Consider the following 18,815-nt stretch of genomic DNA (forward strand, 5'->3'; position numbering starts at 1 on the left):
AGTTTATTCGTGCCCAGAGAACACCTGGCGGTCGCGAAATTTGTAGCTGCGCGAGGAAGGATTGAAATAGATATTACTCCAGGCCTCCGCTTCTTCCAAATAGCGATCTGGTGATTCGACCGCGGCATAAATGGTATTCAGAAATGCGCGCGACTTATAATGATCAAACATACGCATGAATTCCGTGGCCATAATGGCCGCCAGACGTGAATCACCTTTGATTAAGAAGGCGTTTTCGTCATTTTCGCGGCAGGATGCACGGCTAAAATTGGCAGAACCTACCAAGACCGCAGGGGTATCACCCCAGGGATCGATGACCATCAATTTGGTGTGAATCTTGTGTTTTCCAAAAGCACGGGCATCCCAGCTTTTTCCCATGTAGGTTTCCAAGCGGGTGGGGGTGAAAAAGCGAGTGTTCTTGCGGCTTAGGCCTTCGATGCTCTTTGTTGCAGTGCTGTTAGCCAGGCCGTATTCCACAACGGCTTCTGGGTTTTGGCCCAGGGCTTGCTTGAGGCGCGCATCCATCCCAAAGGGCGTGCTCAACAAGATGACGCTTTTGGCTTCGCGAGTCAGTTCAATGGCCGCGTCCACGATGTGGTCACGGCGAACGGGAGAGAAATACACCCCCGATAGGCTGCGAGTCGGATGGTAGGTGATATTGGAGAGCGAAAGCGCCTGGATTTGTTCTGGCGTGCGCGGTGGGTTTTCACGGCGGCTGGTGGGAAGGTTGGACGCTAAAATTTGGAAATACTGCTCATACGCATCGGCCACGGAAGGCTGCTCAAAGGTCAATGCCAAATTGGTCTGCAAGTAAAAGCCGGCCTCGGTGAAATTGGTTGTGCCAACCCATAAATGAGTGGGGCTGCCGCCCGTCAACCGGACGACAAACTTGTTGTGGCTGATTTTCGGCCAGGTGCGCGGAATGGAAATGGCAGGTTGCGCCAGCCCAGCCTGGGATAGGATGTGCTCGCTTTCTTCGGCAGTATCATTGGGAGATTGCCCTTTGTGATAGACGATTTTGACATCTACCCCCCGGTTGAGGGCTTCTTTCAAGGCACTGGCGATTTCCGGATCATGAAATTCATAAATTGCCACGTGCAGGCCGTCCCCCTGGCCGGCGGCAGCGATAAATTCCAATAACGATTCGCGCAGGCTGCGCGAAAGCCAGCGGTAGGCGGCGCCATTGGGAACTTTGGATGGCTCCACATTGTGGAATTCCGTCAGATAGGCGTGGGCCGAGGTGACCCCACGGTTGACGTAGACGCCCACGTGATCCTGGTCATACAGGCTGGGGCGCGCCCACAAACGCACGGGGTCTAACAAGCGGGTGGATTGCCCGTGCTCCAGAACGGGAAAAATCTCGTACTGATAGGCATAATTGGCGCGAACGGTGTAATCGGACCAGCGAAAGCGCTGAAAAGGGGCTTTAGCCGAGGATACTTCAGGACCTTCTGTGTCTTGATCTTTAAACCGTTTCTGCCCCGAAAGCCAGATCATGCGCTTCATTTCGCCGGTATCGGGATCATACGAGGCGCGGCGGACGGCAAATCCTAAGAGTCCTTTGCGGTCGTAGGTCGGGTCGATATCCCAGCCTAGAAGGATGGTGTTTGTGCCGACTAAGGCTGCGCCCGAAAACGGGCCTTGTTCGGCGCGGACTACTGGTTGATAAGTCGGCATCACCATACTGTACCTCCTGTGGGTTATTCCTCAACAGTGGGGGCATCCTTGGTTTCAAATATTTGATAATAGCCGCGGTCTAACTCATTGTCTGACAAATGGGCGTAGCGCTGCGTCACGGCGATGTTGCGGTGGCGCGCCAGCTCCTGAGCCAGTTTCAAGTTACCCGAAGCCTGGAGGATGCGGGTGACAAAGTAGTGCCGAAACGAGTGGGGGGTGATGCTGCCTTTCGCTTGTGGGCCAATGGCCAGCATAACACGTTCATTGACGATATTGCGTCCAGTAGCAGTAGTGATGGCACTGACCCGCTTCTGATTGCCGCGATCATGACGAGCAAAGAGGGGGAGGGCGGTCAGCGGGCGGCCCGAAGCACCGTCCATTTGCGCTCGCGCGCGCAAGTAGTCTTCCAAGGCGCTTTGCGAACGGCGGGTAAAGCGGATGACGGCTTCGCGATTACCTTTCCCGATGATCACCGCGCGGCCTTCCTGCCAGTTTAAATCTCCGCGGCGCAAGTTGCAGGCTTCATGTACGCGAAGGCCGGTGTCTGCCAGTGTGATTAAAAAGGCGCGGTCGCGTAAATTGCGCAGGCGCTCTGGCTCGTTCTCTACGGGGGCATGGAGCAGCCCTTCAGCGTAATCAAGGACTTTTTCGATATCATTCTGTGGAAATTGAGGCAAGCGTATCCCCGGGCGGCGGGCGCGCTGGCGGATCAACAGGTGTACGCGCGGTAAATTGATGGGAGCCAGGTTTTCAGCGGCGAGAAACTCAAAAAATCGGCTAAGCACGGTCAGGTGAAGACGTTCGGTGGTGGGGGCTTTATCGCGCATAGCGGAAACCAGCCAGGTTACCGCGTCTTCTTTGAAGGCTGTGATGGGGGAACTGGCTGATAGCCGGTGAGCTGGCAGCACCTCGGTTTCGAGGAATTTCATCACGTTGCGGTAGGTGCGGGTGGTATTCTGGCTGCGCGCCAGGGACACACCTTCCAAAAAACGATCGACAGCCTCAGAAATCGAGATGGTTTTGGCACTCATGGGATTATTATCTCACAATTGGATCAAAAGGAATACAGAGAGTATGTGAATTAATTCACAAATAGAATATGAAAAGAGGACCCACATAATTACACAACAGTTTGATAAATCCCTGTAAATGAATGGCTATAACTGCACTCAGGAGGTTCGGAAAAGGAGGTCAAAAAGAGTTCTGAAATCCAGATGGAGAATTTGCCAAGGGGGTGTGAGAGATGAACTCCAGCGGGTTATGCGCTAACCCTATCTAAATGTGGGATGTTCGGTGGGTTAAACTCAAAAAGAGACAACAAGAAGTGGGTATTTTGGGATCTTGTCAATTCGATATTGTTTTTGATAATGATACTTATCAAAAACAATAACCGTTGTTTTTTACATGCACCTCCTCAAAAGCTCCCCCTGCTGTCGCTTCATCGTGAATCTCGGGCTAATTTCTTTTTTTCATACCATGTTGGTGAACAGATGAGGAAATAGTCCGAGCTGGCGATCCAACCACTCGTACTGGGCTTTTATGGCTGCCCCCCTCCCCCACTGAAATGATGATAAAATCACGCTATCTTAATGACGGCTTTATGAGGTAACCATGCAGCGACCCGATCTACGGCCCTTACCCGACGATGTGCGCAAATACATCGAATTTCTGGAAGCGAAAATTCAAATTTTAGAAGCCCCACGAGCAGCTCGCACAGCAGCCTCCCGCAGCGAAACGGTTGAGCGCGAAGCACCGATCAATGAGGAGCCGATTGCCCAAGAGGCCGCATCACAATATCAATTACTCACCATTAGCCAACAGGGTGTCGTAAAACGTACAGAACGGCATCTGTTTTCCCGCCAACACCGCGGTGGTATGGGTGTTTTTGATCTTGAGGTTCAACCTCCCGATCAGCCAGCCGCACTGGCTTGCCTGACAGCTGCGCAGCATTTTCTCGTGTTCACCAATCACGGCCGGGTTTTCCGATTCGCTTCCGGTAAATTGGAACTCAGCCCGGTGCGCAGCCGCGGTGAAGATATTTTTGACCGGATCCCATTCGAGGCCGGCGAAGCCGTGGCGGCGATCTTGCCGGAACGGGCTCAGGGATATGTGGCGATGGTGTCCGCTTCCGGAAGGGTTCGCAGCCTACGGCATCATCTCTTTGGCGAGCATATGAAGCCGGGCGTTTCCGTGTTGAATTTCCAGGAATACGGTCCCCTGGCCAGCGCCTGTTGGACGAGCGGAGACGGCGATATTTTTCTGGCCACCAACAACGGCATGGGGATTCGGTTTAATGAAAAATTGATCCCACCTCAGGGAGATTGGGGGATCCGTCTGGCAGAAGGCGCTCAGGTGGTGGGAATCGCGCCGGTGTACGATGACAGCCGTTTGTTCCTGCTCGGCGCGGATGGACGCGGGACGGTACGTGTGATGCCCAGTTTTGCGGCCAACAAGAGCCTGGGCGGCAGCGGGAAACAAACCATCAAAAATGCGCAGGTGGTAGGCATCGCCGCTCTGGAGCGCAATCAAGACCTGTTCGTTCTATCGCGTTTGGGCAAGCTCATCCGCTTTCCGGCGAATGAGGTGTCAGAAACAGAGGGCGTGGTACAAGGCGTTTTGTGCATGAGTCTGCGCGGTGATGAAGTTGTGGCACTGCTCAACTGCTAGACAAGGCCAATGATGAAACCCATTTACCCCGGTGTTTTTCGAAGCAGGTCGCTGTTTGCCAATCAATTTATCCTGAGAAGTGGCGAGCAAAGCCTGGTGATTGATGTGGGCTTGCCCGGGTTTGGACAACATTTGTTGGGCACCATCCAAAAAACGGGCGCGGATCCCCACACACTGGCGGCGATTCTGATCACCCACGCGGACGGCGATCACTTTGGTGCATTGGCGGAAATTCGGGCTGTCAATCCTGCTCCCGTGTATGCGTCCCCGCAGGAAGCCGAAGCCATTCAAAAAGGCGTTTCCTCGCGCGCGCTGAAGCCGCGCGGTTTTGAAAAATTTCTCTACAGCGCCGTTTCTCCGCTATACCGCCCATCCGCGGGTGTTGTTGATCACTTGTTGGAACCCGGCCAGATCCTGCCGTTTTGGGACGGCTTGCAGGTGCTGGACACACGCGGCCACACACCGCAGCACGTATCTTTTTTTGCAATTGAGCATGGGGTTTTATTTTCCGGCGATTCCATCCAAATCGCCAGAAAAAAGCTGCTCCCCTCTTCAGGCGGGAATACCTGGGATGAGGAGCTAGCGAAGCAATCTTTTGAAATGCAATTAGCCCTGCATCCCGCTGTCATCTGCGGCGGGCACGGCATCTGGGTTCGCTAGCCCTGCCTGCCCCCCCCCTGCCCTGCCGTCTATTTTTGTAACATGCCGTGCTCCTGGTGCTGCGGCTCATCCACTCCTTCAGCAAAGGCATCGCACATACCCTGGAACATTTGTTCCCAATAATCCCGCGCCGCGGCCCATTTGTCAGTGCGGAAGCGCTGTACCCACTGCTCCAGGTCGGCGTTCTTCAGTCCGCGTTCCAGCCACCATTCCAGATAGGCATGAATCAAATCCACCACCCGTTCACTTTCCCAAAAATGAGATTGGTGGGATTGGAAATCGTGGATGCTTTTTGCTAATTCAAAGTTCACCCGCCAAAAATCCAACTGCAAGTCAAAATGGCTGAGGGTGATATCATCCACAATATCTTCGACCCAACGGCGGTGGAAGCGGCAGGAACCGCTGTTTTCAGAGTAGAACTCATACACATTGCGTTCTACATTTTTTCGCCCCAACGCATAAGGGGGCATAAAATCTACCCCGTAGTAGGAGAAATACTTGCCCATCAGCGGCATGGGGGCAAACATCCCAGGAACCCAGTACTGGTTGGGAACCATACAGCCGTCTTCCCCGTGGGCCGTGTACACGGCACGGTCGATGGAGCGGATGCCGTATTTTTGATCCAACCATTTGGCTGCAGAGCGGATCCCCTTACGGAAGGGTTCGCCCTGGGGTGTAAACAAGATCATGCGTAAAACAGCCTCCGCGTAGCGGGCGTTATGCATGGATAATTCCGCCAGCGCTTCTGGCTGCATATCGCTGATAAAACCAAAGCGGGGGCCGTCTGCCGGCAGACCAAAATCCTGCGGGGGGATCAGTTTTTCCGCCACCAGCTCCATCACCCAGGCAATTGTGCCGCCCGTCTGGATCGAATCGAGACCCATGGTATCCACCCACTTGTTGATGTATTCAGCCGCGCGCTGATCGAAAATGCCGCAGGTGGGGCCTAAGGCCTGGTAAGGTTCGTAGTCTTTTTTGTACTCGCCGATGTATTTCTTGCAGACAATTGCGCAAGGCTCACCGCAGTGATCGAAGTTGCGGGGCGCGATCGTCTCCTGGTTGAACTGCTTGAGGTAATGCTCCACAATCAGCTTTTCATGTTGTTCAAAACGGCGCTGGCTGGGTTGATACACGGAGGTATAGTTGTAGCTGAAGAGGCGGTCCTCAGCTTCGTGCATGTTGACCCCAAAGGTGCCGCCAGTGTCAAACTTCGGCACATAGCGGTATTTCTGACTGAGGATCATATCTGCGGCGATGGCACGCTGGCCGAAGTGAGCCAGGAAATATTCATCCAGCTCTTTGCCTTCTTTCATAGCCGGGTCCTGCCAGTCGCCGCCAAAAACGATTCCGGCCACATGGTGATGCTGCAATAAGCGCGACCCCAATCCACCGCGGCCAGCCCAATCATCCACGATACTGATATCGCCTTTTTTAATGGCATTTGAACCGATGGCGCCTTCACGCGTCAGGCGTGCGCCTGGGCCCACCGTGAGGATGCGCCAGGCGTCGCCGTCAAAATCCCCCTGGTATTTCTCAAATAAATACCGCTGGAGTGCATAAAAGCCTTCCCAACCGCGCCCGGTCTGGTCGGTGTACCCAGCCCATATGGTTTCGGGCTGCACAGGATCCAGACGAACGGTATATTCACCGTTGCGGTGGTTGATAAACAGAACGACATCTTGGGTGCTTTGGCCGCGCAGCCATACGTAATTTACGCCCACGCGGTGGAACACATACATGGCGCCGCCCAGCGCAGAGACATAAAATCCCTGCCACTGCGGCGAATAGCCGGTAAAGATCATGCGGCGCGTTCCGGGCAAAGGTGAACCTGCCAGGAGCCCGCCGCCAAAGGTCATTGATTCGGGGTCTTTTTGAAAACGATCCCACCCGTATTGCACAGGGCCGATCAAACTTTGATCTGTGGGGCAGGCGATCCCCCACTCCCCAGAGGACAAATCCACAGTTAATTCGTACAGAACTGAGCGGTTTCGCATAATGAACTCCCTGAGCGTCAGCGTTTAATCCAGCGAATTATACTTGAATTATCCATTCGGCGCGGAATTCAGAACCTTTGCTGCGGGTTCTGTGTTAAACTGATAAAAGTTCCACACCCTATTCCGGCGAGTGTGCTCATGCCTCTTCATGCGATTGAACGACTAATCACCTTTCTCTATACACAAAAACTTGCCGAAACCGCCCATTTTTATGAAAACTTGCTTCAATTGCGCCTGGTGCTGGATCAGGGGGATTGCCGTATTTATGAAACTGCTCCGCGAGCCTATGTAGGTTTCTGCAAACGAATGCAGCCCGAAGGTCAGACGCGGGAAGGCGTGATCTTGACCCTGATCACACCGGATGTGGATGATTGGTACCGATCTTTATGCGCACTCGGGGCTGAATTTGAGCATCCGCCAGTACTGAATCCCAAATACCAGATCTATCATTGTTTCCTGCGAGATCCCAACGGTTACCGGATCGAGATCCAGCAATTCATCCAGCCGTTTGACATTCAGGAGTAAAGCCGCCAATGCCCACATTCTCACTGCCCTACGGAAAAACAAAACTGAGCTTTACTCTTCCAGATTCCGTCCAGGTAGACACGCTTTTACCACCCAAAGCCATCCCGCCTGCCCCACCTGAAACACTGATCGCCAATGCTCTTCAGAACCCAGCAGCGGAGGCACAGGTTCGCGCCAAAGGCGGCCGCCTGACCGCCGCAATTGCCATCAACGATAAGACCCGGCCAGTCCCTCACCAGCTTTTACTGCCGCCGTTATTGAAATGGCTGGAAAGCCTGGGCATCCTGCCTGAGCAGATTCATTTCTACATTGCCACCGGAACGCATACCCCCACTCCGCCAGAAGAATTCCACCGCATAGCTCCAGAAGCCATCATTCAGCGATATTCAATTGAATCGCATGACTGCGACTGTGCCGAAAACCTAACCTTTTTGGGCGATACCCAGGCCGGCACACCGATCTACGTTAATCGCAAGTACTACCAGGCGCAGCTAAAAATCGTTGTGGGAAATCTGGAGCCGCATCATTTTATGGGCTTTTCGGGCGGGGTCAAAAGTGCCTCTATTGGTCTGTGCGGGCGAGAAACCATTAACAGAAATCATGCCTTTCTGACCCATCCGAACGCTCGTGCGGGGATCTATGAAGAAAACCCCATGCGTCAAGATATTGAAGAAATTGGGGAGCGGATTGGGATTGACCTGGCTTTAAACACGGTGATGAATGTTCAAAAGGAAATTATCGCGGTCTTGTTTGACAACCCCAAAGCGGTGATGCGCGCCGGCATTCCGCTTTCCTTGCAGGCCACCCAGGTGCAGCTCACCGAACCGTACGACCTCGTCATCGCTTCGGTGGGCGGTGCACCTAAAGACCTCAATTTATATCAATCCCAAAAAGCGCTGACTCATGCTTCGATGGTCGTACGCGACGGCGGCATGGTGATTTTGGCGGCGGAGTGCGGGGAAGGCTCTGGCAGCGCCAGTTTTGAGAAGTTCATGGAAGACGTGGATACATATCAAGAAGCGATTGCGAAATTTACCCGTGAAGGCTTTCGCGTAGGGCCGCATAAAGCCTTTCAGATCGCCCAACAAGCCGCCAGGAGCCAAATTTACCTGGTTTCGGAGATGCCCAAGGAACTTACCACCCGATTCTTGCTTCACCCCGCTGAAAGCCTGCAATCTGCAGTGAATCTGGGCATCCAGCAGCTGCCGGCCACGGCCCGGATAGCCGTGATGCCGTATGCAACCAATACCTTACCCATTCAAGCCCCTTAGGAACCAGAACGCATGAAACGAGACATCCGGTGGTATGACTATTTGACCCTCAATGCCTTCTGGATGGGTCTGACAACCCTCTCCCAAACGATGACGCCGTTGATCATCCCACTGCTGGTGCAGCAGTTCGTAGGCGAAGCCCTCAAGGGCACCTATTACGGCCGGCTGCGGTTGTGGACCTTGATGACTGCGCTGCTGGTGCAAGCCCTAATGGGCATGTTATCAGACCGTTCAAACCATCCTTGGGGACGGCGGCGGCCTTTTATTGTGGCGGGCACTCTGGGGTTGATCGTAGTGCTCACCCTGGTGGGCTTCACCGCGGGTCTGGAAGGGCTGGGCGGCTATTGGGTGCTGTTCACCCTGATCATTCTGCAAATGGTGGCGGCCAACACAGCCCACGGCGCACAGCAGGGCTTGATTCCTGATTTGGTGCCCAACGATCTGCGCGGCCGTTTCTCTGGGGTGAAGGCGGTGCTAGAAGTCCCCATTCCTGTGATTTTGGTTTCCTTCACCATCGCCCGTCTGGTTGCATCGGGTAATTTGTGGGGCGGGCTGTTGGTGCTCATGTTCATTCTGCTGCTTTGTATGGGATTGTCACTGCTCATTCCCGAAGAACGCAATCAGCGCGAATATGAGGCGTTGGATTGGCAGCCTTTCCTGCGCCTGGTGGTGATGACCGCTACCTTCACACTGGTAATTCTGCTGATGGAATGGGTGATCCAGGGGGTGAGCAGCCTGGCCGCGGGCCTGTCATCCACCGCCGTCGTAGCTGTTTTGTTTCTGGCCGGTGTGGTGTGCATGGGCGCAGCTGTGATCCTGGGGGTATGGTTCAGCGTGCGTGTAGGGCTGGGAAAAGACGCGGTAAGCAATTCCTCGTTCACATGGTGGGTCATCAGCCGGTTGGCGTTTTTGGTAGGCTCCACCAATTTGGCTAGCTTCACGGTTTATTTTCTGCAAGGCCGCTTTGGGTACGTGGGCGAACAGGCGGCCAAGCCTGCCGCACAACTGACCATGTTCGTCGGCATCTTCATTCTGCTTTCAGCTATCCCTTCAGGATGGCTCTCGGATCGTTTTGGCCGTAAACCGATGCTGGTGCTCAGCGGGATTGTCGCCGCGGTCGGAACATTGTGTGTGATTTTTGCGCCAGGGATGAGCGTCGTGTACCTGGGCGGCGTACTCATTGGCATGGCCACCGGTTTATTTTACGCGGTCAACTGGGCGTTGGGAACTGAAATTGTGCCCAAAGCGGAGGCTGGAAGGTTTTTAGGGATTTCGAACCTGGCTGGGGCTGGCGCGGGAGCCGTGGGCGCTTACATCGGCGGTCCGATTGCAGACCACATCACCCGCCTGGCGCCGGATCTGCCCGGTGTGGGGTACGCGGCTTTGTTCGCCATCTACGCCATTTTGCTGCTCTTTTCCGTCCTGGCTTTGAAGGGCATTCACCAAAAGCCAGCTACCGTGAATTAGAATATCAGTTATAATTACCCTGTACGTTAACCTGGAGAATATTATGAGCGATCAGACGAGACCCCCTGGAAAAACTACCATTGCGCCCGATGTGCTAACCAGCATCGCGCGTTTGACCACACTCAGCGTCCCCGGCGTCAGCCGTCTCACCACCATCCCTGGAACCGTAGATCGGTTTCTCAAGCGGGCGGACACCGACGGCGTACGCATCAGCGTTGAGAACAATACCGTTTACGCTGATTTATATGTGGTTCTCCTACAAGACGTCAATGTCCGCGACGTGAGTCGGAACATTCAACAGAAAGTTGCGCGCGCCATTTCTGAGATGGTTGGCATGGAAATTGGCAAGATCAACGTACATGTTGAAGACATTGATTATCCATCAGACCAAGAATCTTCCAACCTATGAAATCACGCACCAAGGCACGAAGTGTCGCCTTGCAAGTTCTTTACGAAATTGATCTCACGGGTCACCCCATCGGGACGGTTTTTCAAACGCGCCTGGATACCGAACCGTTGGACAAGAGCACCGCTGATTTTTCCTGGCAAATTATTGCCGGGGTGGTTCCATTGATGGCAAAACTGGATGCTTTTATCGCCCAACACGCCCCGGAATGGCCCATGGATCAGGTCGCGATCATTGATCGTAATATCTTGCGCATTGCGGTGTGGGAATTCGCTGTATCAGAAACCACGCCGGTTAAAGTGGCCATTAACGAAGCCATTGAATTAGCCAAACTTTTCGGCTCAGACAGCACCCCGCGTTTCGTCAACGGCGTCTTGGGGAGTCTGGCCAACCGACAGGCAGAAATAAAGAAAGCCTTGGGCTTAACAACGCTCTAAGATCATCTATTGGATTGCCCGACGGACAGGCCAATTCGGGCAAGCTTAACAGGGGTTATATGACGCGAAGAAATCGCTTGCTACAAAAAGCTGGTGGATTTCTGATTAGTTTGACCTTGCTGAGCGTGTTAAGCGGTTGTTTTTCTGTACCTGCTGTCCCCCTATCCCCTACCCCACCGCCTACCCCCACCCCAGCGACGCCGTCGTTTGACACTACCTTTGTGCTGCGCTGGGCTGGCACTGGCCCTGGGCTGCAAAATGTGGCCTTGGAAATACTGGATGAGGTGACCGGCCTGAGCCTGAATCCGCAGCGCTATGGGATGGAATCCCAGGGCAATAACACTTTCAAGGTCACCATCCCCATTCCCGCGGGGTCCCTGATCAAATACCGCTACATTCTTGCCGGTTCACCGCCGGTCATGGAGGCCTACGCTGCTGATCAAGCGGTGCGTTACCGTATGGCGTACATCACCTCGGCCCAAGAAATTCAAGATGTTGTGGTGGGTTGGACGGATCGGGCAGTGGGGGTTAAAAACGCCGGGCGGATCATCGGTAAGATTGTGGATGCAGCCACACGTGCGCCAATTCCGGACGTGCTGGTGTGTTCGGGCGGACAGCAGGCACTTTCCAGCGCAGACGGCTACTTTATCCTTGAAGGGTTGGCGCCCGGAACACACAACCTGGTGGCTTACCCCATCAACGGCTCACATCAACCCTTCCAACAGGGCGCTCTCATCGCCGAAAACGCCACCACTCCGGCTGAATTTGCCCTCAGCCCATCAAAAATGATCCAGGTCTTGTTCCTGGTAAAAATTCCTGATAGCGACCCTAATGCCGTAGTGCGTTTGGTGGGCAGCCTGTATGGGTTGGGGAATATGCACGGCGACCTGGCGGGCGGGATCAGCGCCCCGGCCTCACGCGCACCGGTGATGACCCGGATGCCAGACGGACGCTACAGTCTGCTTACATCGTTACCCGCCGGTTGGGATTTGCGCTACAAGTACACCCTGGGAGATGGTTTTTGGAACGCGGAGCACCGCGGAGACGGTAAATTTCAAACCCGCCAGGTGATTCTGCCCCAGCAGGATGTGGTCATCGAAGATGTGGTGGAAACCTGGAAAAGCGGAGGCAGTTCTGCGCCTATCCAATTTTCCGCGACCGTCCCCGCAAATACGCCGGAAACCGATATCATCTCGATTCAATTTAACCCGTACGGCAGCCCGGGCGGATGGACGGAACCTATCCCCATGTGGAAGCACCGCGGGCGGGAATGGCGTTTTACGCTCTACAGCCCGCTGGGCATGCTGCGTGAGGTGGGCTACCGTTATTGCCGCAACGACCAGTGCGGCGCGGCAGACGACGCCGCCACCAAAGGGGTGAAAGCTAACGGGTTCCCCTTCTCCACCAGCCCGATCCAACAATTATTCCAAGATGACATTGCCAACTGGGCCTGGATGAAGAAGCCCAGCCAGCCCACAGCCGTGGTTGCGATGAACATTACCCCCCGCGACCGTAGTTTTTGGGTGGGGGTGGAACTCTATCAGCGCGATGCTTACCGTCCTTCCTGGCTGACGTACTCCATCGAGGGCTTTAAAAATATTCAAAACATCGGCGGTAAACAGGTGGTGCTTTCACCTACCTGGACGTTCACCCGCGAAACGCCGCCGATTTTGCAGCCGTCTGCGGGTAAAGATCCTCTGGCTTATGATACGTTAGCTCTGCTCCAACAGGCGAAGGCAAATCAATTGGATGGAGTGTTATTTCCGCGCGTCCGCGCCAATAAAACCCTGAGCAAATGGTGGGCAGAAGCCAAACGGGATGACAGCTGGTGGCAGAGCTGGTTTGACAGATACACAGAGTTTTTACGGCATCAGGCAGCCCTTGCCCAACAAACCGGTGCTTCTGCAATCATTTTGGGTGACCCTGGAGTCGCCCCGGCCTTCCCGGCAGGCGCGCTCAGCGACGGCAGTCTATCGGGTGTTCCCGATGATGCCCTGGATCGCTGGGTGAATCTAATTGACCAGGTGCGCGGCCTCTACAAGGGCGAAATTTTATGGGCGGTTAACGCCTCAGAAACACCCCCGCCGCAAGAGATTTTGGTCAAGGTAGATCGTATTTACTTGTTGTGGTCTGTACCGCTTTCGGCGTCTATGGAACTGGACCCATCTGCGATGGCCGCAGAAGCAGGTCATCAGCTAGACGAAAAAGCGCTCCCGCTGGTGCAGTCTACAGGCAAAGGAGTTGTGCTGGGGATGGAGTACCCATCGGCGCAAGGAGCGGCCAGCGGCTGCGTACTGGCGAAAGATGCCTGTGTGCGTTTTGAAAACTTGTATCCATTGCATCCTGACCAACCAGATGCAGTTATAAATCTGGACGAACAAACCCAGGCATACAATGCCGTGTTAGCTGCGGTCAATCAACGCGAGTGGATCACAGGCATTTTGAGCCGCGGGTTCTACGTGCCCGCCTTGTTGGTGGATAAATCCGCTTCGGTGTATGGAAAACCGGCTGCGGATGTGCTCTGGTATTGGTTCCCCCGACTGTCTGGACAGCCGGAATCATGAATTCCTATAAGGAGGATGTGCTCTAATGAAATCTGAAAGCCTTGTCGGCGTTACAAGATTGGAAGATCAGGGGTTAAAGCACCTCAAAGCAGCTTTATTCAACCTGCCCCCAGCCGCCCTGGTGGAACAATCGATTGAACGGAGCGAGGCAATCTTATCCAATTCGGGCGCAGTGATAGTGAACACCGGGAAGTTTACCGGCCGATCCCCGAACGACAAGTTTGTTATTCAGCACAACACCGCCCAGGATGACGAAATCTGGTGGGGAAAAGTGAACGTGCCGATGTCAGAGGAGGCCTTTGATCGTCTGCATCAAAAAATGCTGGCCTACCTCCAAGGGCGTACAGTCTACATCAAAGACATGATGGTGGGCGCACACCCCGACTATAAGCTCCCCATCCGCGTAATCACCGAAAAAGCCTGGCAGGCCTTATTTTCGCATGATTTGTTCATTCGCCCCACCGCAGAGGAACAGATCACGCATACACCCGAATACACTATCCTGGTTTGCCCAGATTTTAAGGCAGACCCCAAAGTGGACGGAACCCGCTCTTCCACCTTCATTCTGGTCAATTTTCAAAAGAAGCTGGTGTTGATCGGCGGCACCCACTACGCGGGCGAGATCAAAAAATCTGTTTTCACAGTGATGAATTATGAAATGCCGCGCCGGGGCGTGCTTTCCATGCACTGCTCGGCTAACGTAGGTGCCAAAGGTGATGTGGCCTTATTCTTTGGCCTTTCGGGCACGGGAAAAACCACCCTTTCCTCCTCCCCCGACCGCCAACTCATTGGGGATGATGAACACGGCTGGTCCGATACAAGCATCTTTAATATTGAGGGCGGTTGCTACGCCAAAACGATCCGCCTTAAACCCGAACTGGAACCGCTGATTTGGGATGCATGCCAACGTTTTGGGTCGGTTCTGGAAAACGTGGATTACAACACGGACAGCAGGAAGATAGACTTTGATTCGGAACGGTTTACCGAAAACACCCGCGGTGCATATCCGTTGGATTACGTAGCCAACCACGTGGAGAGTGGCTATGCTGGTCATCCCGAAAATATCTTCTTCCTCAGTGCAGATGCATTTGGTGTGCTGCCCCCCATTTCGCGGTTAACGCCCGAACAGGCCATGTATTATTTCCTGTCGGGCTACACCTCAAAACTGGCAGGCACGGAGAAAGATTTGGGCAGCGAGCCGCAGGCCACCTTCTCCACCTGCTTTGGCGCGCCCTTTTTGCCCCTTCACCCAGGGCGCTATGCTGACCTTCTGGGCGAGAAGATCCAAAAGCATCAGGTGCGTGTGTGGTTGATCAACACCGGTTGGTCCGGCGGCGCGTACGGCACTGGCTCGCGCATTAAGCTGCCGTACACACGCGCCATGATCCGCGCAGCCCTCAACGGAGAACTGGACCGCATCGCCATGCAAAAGGACCCCTATTTTGGGCTTTCGGTGCCGGTTAGCTGCCCGGATGTGCCCGCCGAGATGCTTCTGCCCCACACGCTGTGGAAAGACACCACTGCTTATGAGAAACAGGCGCGCGGCTTAATCAGCCGCTTCGAAGAGAATTTCAAGCAGTTTGCCCAGCAAGTTCCGGCCGAGGTGGTTAAGGCTGGCCCGCACAACGGGTAAGCGAAATCAGGCTGTAACCATAAAACGCCAACAGCCCCTGCTCGGACTGTTGGCGTTTTTTATTGCATCTTTGATTAAGGCCGGTAAAGAAGGAAAATGGCGGCCAGGATTAAAAAGGGCGCATAGGGAATGGCGGTGAACATTTGATATTTGCGCCGCAAGACAGCAACCAGAATGATGCCGGCGCTGGTGACGCCCCCCAACAAGATACCAAACAGCAATCCCAGCGTGATCCCCGGCCAGCCCAGGATCAAACCTAACACCCCGCTCAAGTTCACATCGCCAAAGCCCAGGGCGACTTCTTCAACTTCCTGTCCTCGGCGTTTAGAGATAAAGCGCGCAAACAGCTCACCAAAATAATACAGCACCAGCATGACGCCAAAACCTGCTGCCCCGCCGATGAGGGTTGTGGTCAAGCCGTGCAGGTACCAGCCCAGGGCCAACCCGCCCAAGGCCCCGGCCAGACTCACCGGGTGCAATATGATGCGGTATTCCAGGTCGGTGATGGCTACCAGGGCAAAATAAGCCAGAAGTAGACTGCCCACCCAAAACCCCAGGCGCGGCGGTGTCCACAGCCACAAGGCCAGCACCGCCAGGGGAAAGGCGACAAGAACGATCCAGGTGCGAACAGAGGCCCGCATCTGGCAGCTGGGACACGCGCCCCCCGGCCAAAAGAACTGCATCGGCGGGAGGGGTTCGTGGCAAGAGGTGCAGACAGGTGCAGTGAACCGGCGGTGGATGGGCAGCACATCGGCCAAATAATTCACCGTACAGCCCAAGCCGTAACCGAACAGGAGTACACCGATCCAGACGAGGTTCATGGTTACGCCGCCTGCGCCGCAGACTTTTCGTTCGCCGCCCGCTGGGCCATTTGGCGGCGCAGAACCTGCACGTCCCGCGGCACAAAATGCGCGGTCACCAAGAAAAAGATGAAACAGAGCGCCCAGGCGCTCAGGCAAATCCAGAGAATGGCCGATTGCAGCGAAAAGGCGTCCGCGATGATCCCCGCAATCAACGGGGCCAGGGCTGAACCGATGGATTCAGAAAAACTCAGCAAAGCATTGGCCGTGCTTCGCACTTCTGGCAAAGTCACATCATAAACCGTAGAAAGCACGTTGGGGGAGGCAAAGGGGATAAACAACGCTGTCGCGCAAAGCAGCACCATAAATAACCCCGTCTGCTGATTGGGAACATTCATGGTGAAATACAGAAGCACCGCGCCGATAATGACCCCAATGGAGGAAATATAAGCCCGACCGCGCGGCGTGCGCTTAAACCACAGATCACCCAACGCCCCGCCCAATGGATACCCGGCAGCCAGAATGAGAATCGCCGGAACCATGGTGATCAGGATAGTATTTTCTGCATACCCGCGATCTTTTTCCAAATAAGCAAAAAACCAGTAGGTAATCACATTCCAGGGAAACACCCCAAAAAAGCCCTGTACAAACAGCAGGATCAGGCTGGGCTTTTTCACCAGGTCGCGGGCGATTTTCCATTCAAAGCGGTAGATGCCAATTTCCGCCAGGTTTTCGAATTCCGGTTCGCTTTGACCGCGCAGAGGATCCTTGACCCAGATGAAGATGCACACCGCCAAAACGATGCCCAGACTGCCGGTGATATAGAATATGGCCCGCCATCCGATCACACCGCCCAGAAGCAGTGCTAAAACCATCCCCAGCAGATACCCAAACGGCATGGTCAGTTGGAGCAAGCCGTAGATTTTTCCCCGCACCTGCGGGCCAAAATAGTCCGAGATCAGGCTGTACAAACCCGGGTAGCTAGAGTCGTCTACGCCCGTTGAAGCCCGGCTGGCCACGAACCAGCCGTAAGTCGGCGCGACAGCGCTGAACCAGGTGGTAACACCCCAGATCAACGAAGCCAGAGCCAACAGACGCGCCCGCGCATAGCGGTCATAAAGCCAACCCCAAAGCGGGTATAATACAGCACCGACAATTAGCGCGCCCGTGAACACAGCCCCCATTTGGGTTTGCGTGATTTGAAATTCTTCCATGATGTCCACAGTCAGCGGCCCGATTAAGAGACGATCGGATTGGTGTAGGAGCATGAAAGCGAAGAAAATCCAAACGGCAATCCAACGTGTTTTTTGAGAGGGCATCGTAGGTTTCTCTCCTGAGATTATGGATCGTTGGGAACAGCGAACACTCCAGCTGCAAGTAAGAGTATAATCTGGAATATGAGGAAAGGCAAACGCCCGCTCGTTCGTGTTCTTTCATCACTCTTATGAGGTAGCCTGTTGGCCAATTCTCGTTTTCCAGCCCTGCAATTTCGAAATTACCGGATCTTTTGGCTTGGCCAGTTCGTATCGCTGATCGGCACCTGGATGCAGAGTACCGTCCAGCCCTATTTGGCGTACCAATTAACGGATCAGCCTATTTATCTGGGCCTGGTTGGGTTTGCCAATACCCTGCCGGCCTTTTTGTTTATCTTACCCGCCGGGGTCATTATTGAAAGGCTGAACAAACGCAAAACTGTGATCACCATGCAGATTGTGATGATGCTGCAAGCCTTTACCCTGGCTTATTTGGCCATCACCCACCAGGTGACCATCTGGCACATTGTGGGTTTGACCTTTATTTTGGGGTTTGCCAATTCCCTCGAAATCACTGCGCGCCAATCCATGCTGATTGAGCTGGTAGATCGTGAGGCGCTGCCGAATGCCATCGCGCTCAACTCCACTATTTTTAACGCTGCCCGCGTGATTGGCCCATCTCTCTCGGCGCCGTTCTTGATGCTGCTTCAAAACACGGGAGAGGGCTGGGCCTTTTTTGCCAATGGGGTTTCTTATCTATTTGTCATCATCGGTCTGTTCATCATCCAAACCAAACCCAAGCAGTTGGCGCAGAACGATCACCGCCTCAGCACAGCGGACTTCTTAGAAGGTCAGAGATTTATCCGCAGAACGCCGATCATTCTGTTCATTCTCATGTTAGTTGCCATCCCCAGCTTTTGGGGCTTTCCGTTTGCCCAGCAGATCCCGGTTTTTGCCCGCGACGTTCTGAAAGCCGTGGGGGACACCAATGCCGTCGTCGCCGGGAGGAACAGTTTGATGGTTACAACGCAGGGCGTAGGCGCCCTCGTGGCTGCGGTGACCCTGGCCGCTTTCAGTACCATGCGTCATAAAGGGCGATTGCTGATGATCGGTCAGATCGTCTTTGCAATCGGGCTGGTTGGTTTGGGTTTCAGCCGCTCCCTCTACCAGGCAGTTCCATTTATTCTGATGATGGGCTGGGGCACTGTGACTCAGCTGGCACTGGCCAACACCTTGATTCAATTGACTGTGCCGGATCACCTCCGCGGCCGGGTGATCAGCAGTTACCTGTGGGTCATGAACGGTATTGCCCCCTTCGGCAGTCTGTTCTTGGGTTGGTTGGTGCAGACCGTTGGAGCCTCAACCGCAGTGATGATCGGCGGTTCGGTTTGTCTGGTGGGGTATCTTGGTTTTCATTACCTTCGCCCGGATATTCGGCGTTGGGGCGGCACATAAGGCAGT

15 protein-coding genes are annotated in these 18,815 nt (G+C 54.4%); 10 read left to right on the forward strand and 5 right to left on the reverse strand.

Features of this window, described 5'->3' with window-relative positions; all coding sequences use genetic code 11:
- Positions 1-3: 3 nt before the first annotated feature.
- Both ADN01_RS06205 and ADN01_RS06210 read right to left on the reverse strand, forming a co-directional pair.
- On the reverse strand, positions 4-1,677 hold the full coding sequence (locus ADN01_RS06205) for a phospholipase D-like domain-containing protein (RefSeq protein WP_160318387.1): 1,674 nt from the start codon (positions 1,675-1,677) through the stop codon (positions 4-6).
- 23 nt (positions 1,678-1,700) lie between these two features.
- The gene (locus tag ADN01_RS06210) at positions 1,701-2,708 is read right to left on the reverse strand and encodes a tyrosine-type recombinase/integrase (RefSeq protein WP_062418425.1); all 1,008 of its coding nucleotides are present in this window, start codon (positions 2,706-2,708) and stop codon (positions 1,701-1,703) included.
- A gap of 580 nt (positions 2,709-3,288) precedes the next feature.
- On the opposite strand from ADN01_RS06210, the gene ADN01_RS06215 reads away from it, so the two are divergent.
- Both ADN01_RS06215 and ADN01_RS06220 read left to right on the forward strand, forming a co-directional pair.
- The gene (locus ADN01_RS06215; protein ID WP_062418426.1) at positions 3,289-4,344 is read left to right on the forward strand and encodes a DNA gyrase C-terminal beta-propeller domain-containing protein; all 1,056 of its coding nucleotides are present in this window, start codon (positions 3,289-3,291) and stop codon (positions 4,342-4,344) included.
- 9 nt (positions 4,345-4,353) lie between these two features.
- Positions 4,354-5,004: an MBL fold metallo-hydrolase gene (locus ADN01_RS06220; protein WP_062418427.1), complete on the forward strand. Its 651-nt coding sequence runs from the start codon at positions 4,354-4,356 to the stop codon at positions 5,002-5,004.
- Between the two features lie 29 nt (positions 5,005-5,033).
- Here the strand turns inward: ADN01_RS06220 and ADN01_RS06225 are convergent, their stop codons facing one another.
- Positions 5,034-6,998, reverse strand: coding sequence for an aldehyde ferredoxin oxidoreductase C-terminal domain-containing protein (locus ADN01_RS06225; RefSeq protein ID WP_062418428.1), 1,965 nt, complete (start codon positions 6,996-6,998; stop codon positions 5,034-5,036).
- A gap of 138 nt (positions 6,999-7,136) precedes the next feature.
- Here ADN01_RS06225 and ADN01_RS06230 point away from each other — a divergent pair, with 138 nt between their 5' ends.
- The 7 genes from ADN01_RS06230 (at position 7,137) to pckA (ending at position 15,301) form a co-directional block, all read left to right on the forward strand.
- A complete protein-coding gene (locus ADN01_RS06230) occupies positions 7,137-7,523 on the forward strand; it encodes a VOC family protein (RefSeq protein WP_062418429.1) in 387 nt (128 codons plus the stop codon).
- Positions 7,524-7,531: 8 nt separating this feature from the next.
- Entirely contained in the window at positions 7,532-8,794 is a 1,263-nt protein-coding gene (locus ADN01_RS06235) for a nickel-dependent lactate racemase family protein (RefSeq protein WP_062418430.1), read from the forward strand.
- Positions 8,795-8,806: 12 nt separating this feature from the next.
- Entirely contained in the window at positions 8,807-10,261 is a 1,455-nt protein-coding gene (locus ADN01_RS06240) for an MFS transporter (RefSeq protein ID WP_062418431.1), read from the forward strand.
- Positions 10,262-10,304: 43 nt separating this feature from the next.
- Positions 10,305-10,670, forward strand: a complete 366-nt coding sequence (locus ADN01_RS06245) for an Asp23/Gls24 family envelope stress response protein (RefSeq protein WP_062418432.1) — start codon at positions 10,305-10,307, stop codon at positions 10,668-10,670.
- Positions 10,667-11,104 (forward strand): transcription antitermination factor NusB, encoded by a 438-nt coding sequence (nusB, locus tag ADN01_RS06250; protein ID WP_075071017.1) that lies wholly within the window; start codon positions 10,667-10,669, stop codon positions 11,102-11,104. Before ADN01_RS06245 ends, nusB begins: the two co-directional genes overlap by 4 nt.
- A gap of 221 nt (positions 11,105-11,325) precedes the next feature.
- Complete coding sequence (locus tag ADN01_RS06255; protein WP_062418434.1) at positions 11,326-13,668, forward strand: carboxypeptidase regulatory-like domain-containing protein; 2,343 nt, start codon at positions 11,326-11,328, stop codon at positions 13,666-13,668.
- A 25-nt stretch (positions 13,669-13,693) separates the two neighbouring features.
- Entirely contained in the window at positions 13,694-15,301 is a 1,608-nt protein-coding gene (gene pckA / locus ADN01_RS06260; RefSeq protein WP_062418435.1) for a phosphoenolpyruvate carboxykinase (ATP), read from the forward strand.
- A gap of 74 nt (positions 15,302-15,375) precedes the next feature.
- On the opposite strand, the gene ADN01_RS06265 is transcribed toward pckA, so the two are convergent.
- A complete protein-coding gene (locus ADN01_RS06265; protein ID WP_062418436.1) occupies positions 15,376-16,122 on the reverse strand; it encodes a prepilin peptidase in 747 nt (248 codons plus the stop codon).
- 2 nt (positions 16,123-16,124) lie between these two features.
- Positions 16,125-17,420, reverse strand: coding sequence for an MFS transporter (locus ADN01_RS06270; protein ID WP_062418437.1), 1,296 nt, complete (start codon positions 17,418-17,420; stop codon positions 16,125-16,127).
- Between the two features lie 138 nt (positions 17,421-17,558).
- Here ADN01_RS06270 and ADN01_RS06275 point away from each other — a divergent pair, with 138 nt between their 5' ends.
- Positions 17,559-18,809 (forward strand): MFS transporter, encoded by a 1,251-nt coding sequence (locus ADN01_RS06275; RefSeq protein ID WP_062418438.1) that lies wholly within the window; start codon positions 17,559-17,561, stop codon positions 18,807-18,809.
- Positions 18,810-18,815: the final 6 nt, after the last annotated feature.

Origin of the sequence: Levilinea saccharolytica, from assembly GCF_001306035.1 — a bacterium.
Taxonomy (GTDB): Bacteria; Chloroflexota; Anaerolineae; order Anaerolineales; family Anaerolineaceae; genus Levilinea; species Levilinea saccharolytica.

Bases quoted from the DNA above. Each gene is read 5' to 3' on its own strand.
- ADN01_RS06205 (WP_160318387.1), bottom strand. From the start codon at position 1,677: ATGCCGACTTATCAACCAGTAGTCCGCGCCGAACAAGGCCCGTTTTCG.
- ADN01_RS06210 (WP_062418425.1), bottom strand. From the start codon at position 2,708: ATGAGTGCCAAAACCATCTCGATTTCTGAGGCTGTCGATCGTTTTTTG.
- ADN01_RS06215 (WP_062418426.1), top strand. From the start codon at position 3,289: ATGCAGCGACCCGATCTACGGCCCTTACCCGACGATGTGCGCAAATAC.
- ADN01_RS06220 (WP_062418427.1), top strand. From the start codon at position 4,354: ATGATGAAACCCATTTACCCCGGTGTTTTTCGAAGCAGGTCGCTGTTT.
- ADN01_RS06225 (WP_062418428.1), bottom strand. From the start codon at position 6,998: ATGCGAAACCGCTCAGTTCTGTACGAATTAACTGTGGATTTGTCCTCT.
- ADN01_RS06230 (WP_062418429.1), top strand. From the start codon at position 7,137: ATGCCTCTTCATGCGATTGAACGACTAATCACCTTTCTCTATACACAA.
- ADN01_RS06235 (WP_062418430.1), top strand. From the start codon at position 7,532: ATGCCCACATTCTCACTGCCCTACGGAAAAACAAAACTGAGCTTTACT.
- ADN01_RS06240 (WP_062418431.1), top strand. From the start codon at position 8,807: ATGAAACGAGACATCCGGTGGTATGACTATTTGACCCTCAATGCCTTC.
- ADN01_RS06245 (WP_062418432.1), top strand. From the start codon at position 10,305: ATGAGCGATCAGACGAGACCCCCTGGAAAAACTACCATTGCGCCCGAT.
- nusB (WP_075071017.1), top strand. From the start codon at position 10,667: ATGAAATCACGCACCAAGGCACGAAGTGTCGCCTTGCAAGTTCTTTAC.
- pckA (WP_062418435.1), top strand. From the start codon at position 13,694: ATGAAATCTGAAAGCCTTGTCGGCGTTACAAGATTGGAAGATCAGGGG.
- ADN01_RS06265 (WP_062418436.1), bottom strand. From the start codon at position 16,122: ATGAACCTCGTCTGGATCGGTGTACTCCTGTTCGGTTACGGCTTGGGC.
- ADN01_RS06270 (WP_062418437.1), bottom strand. From the start codon at position 17,420: ATGCCCTCTCAAAAAACACGTTGGATTGCCGTTTGGATTTTCTTCGCT.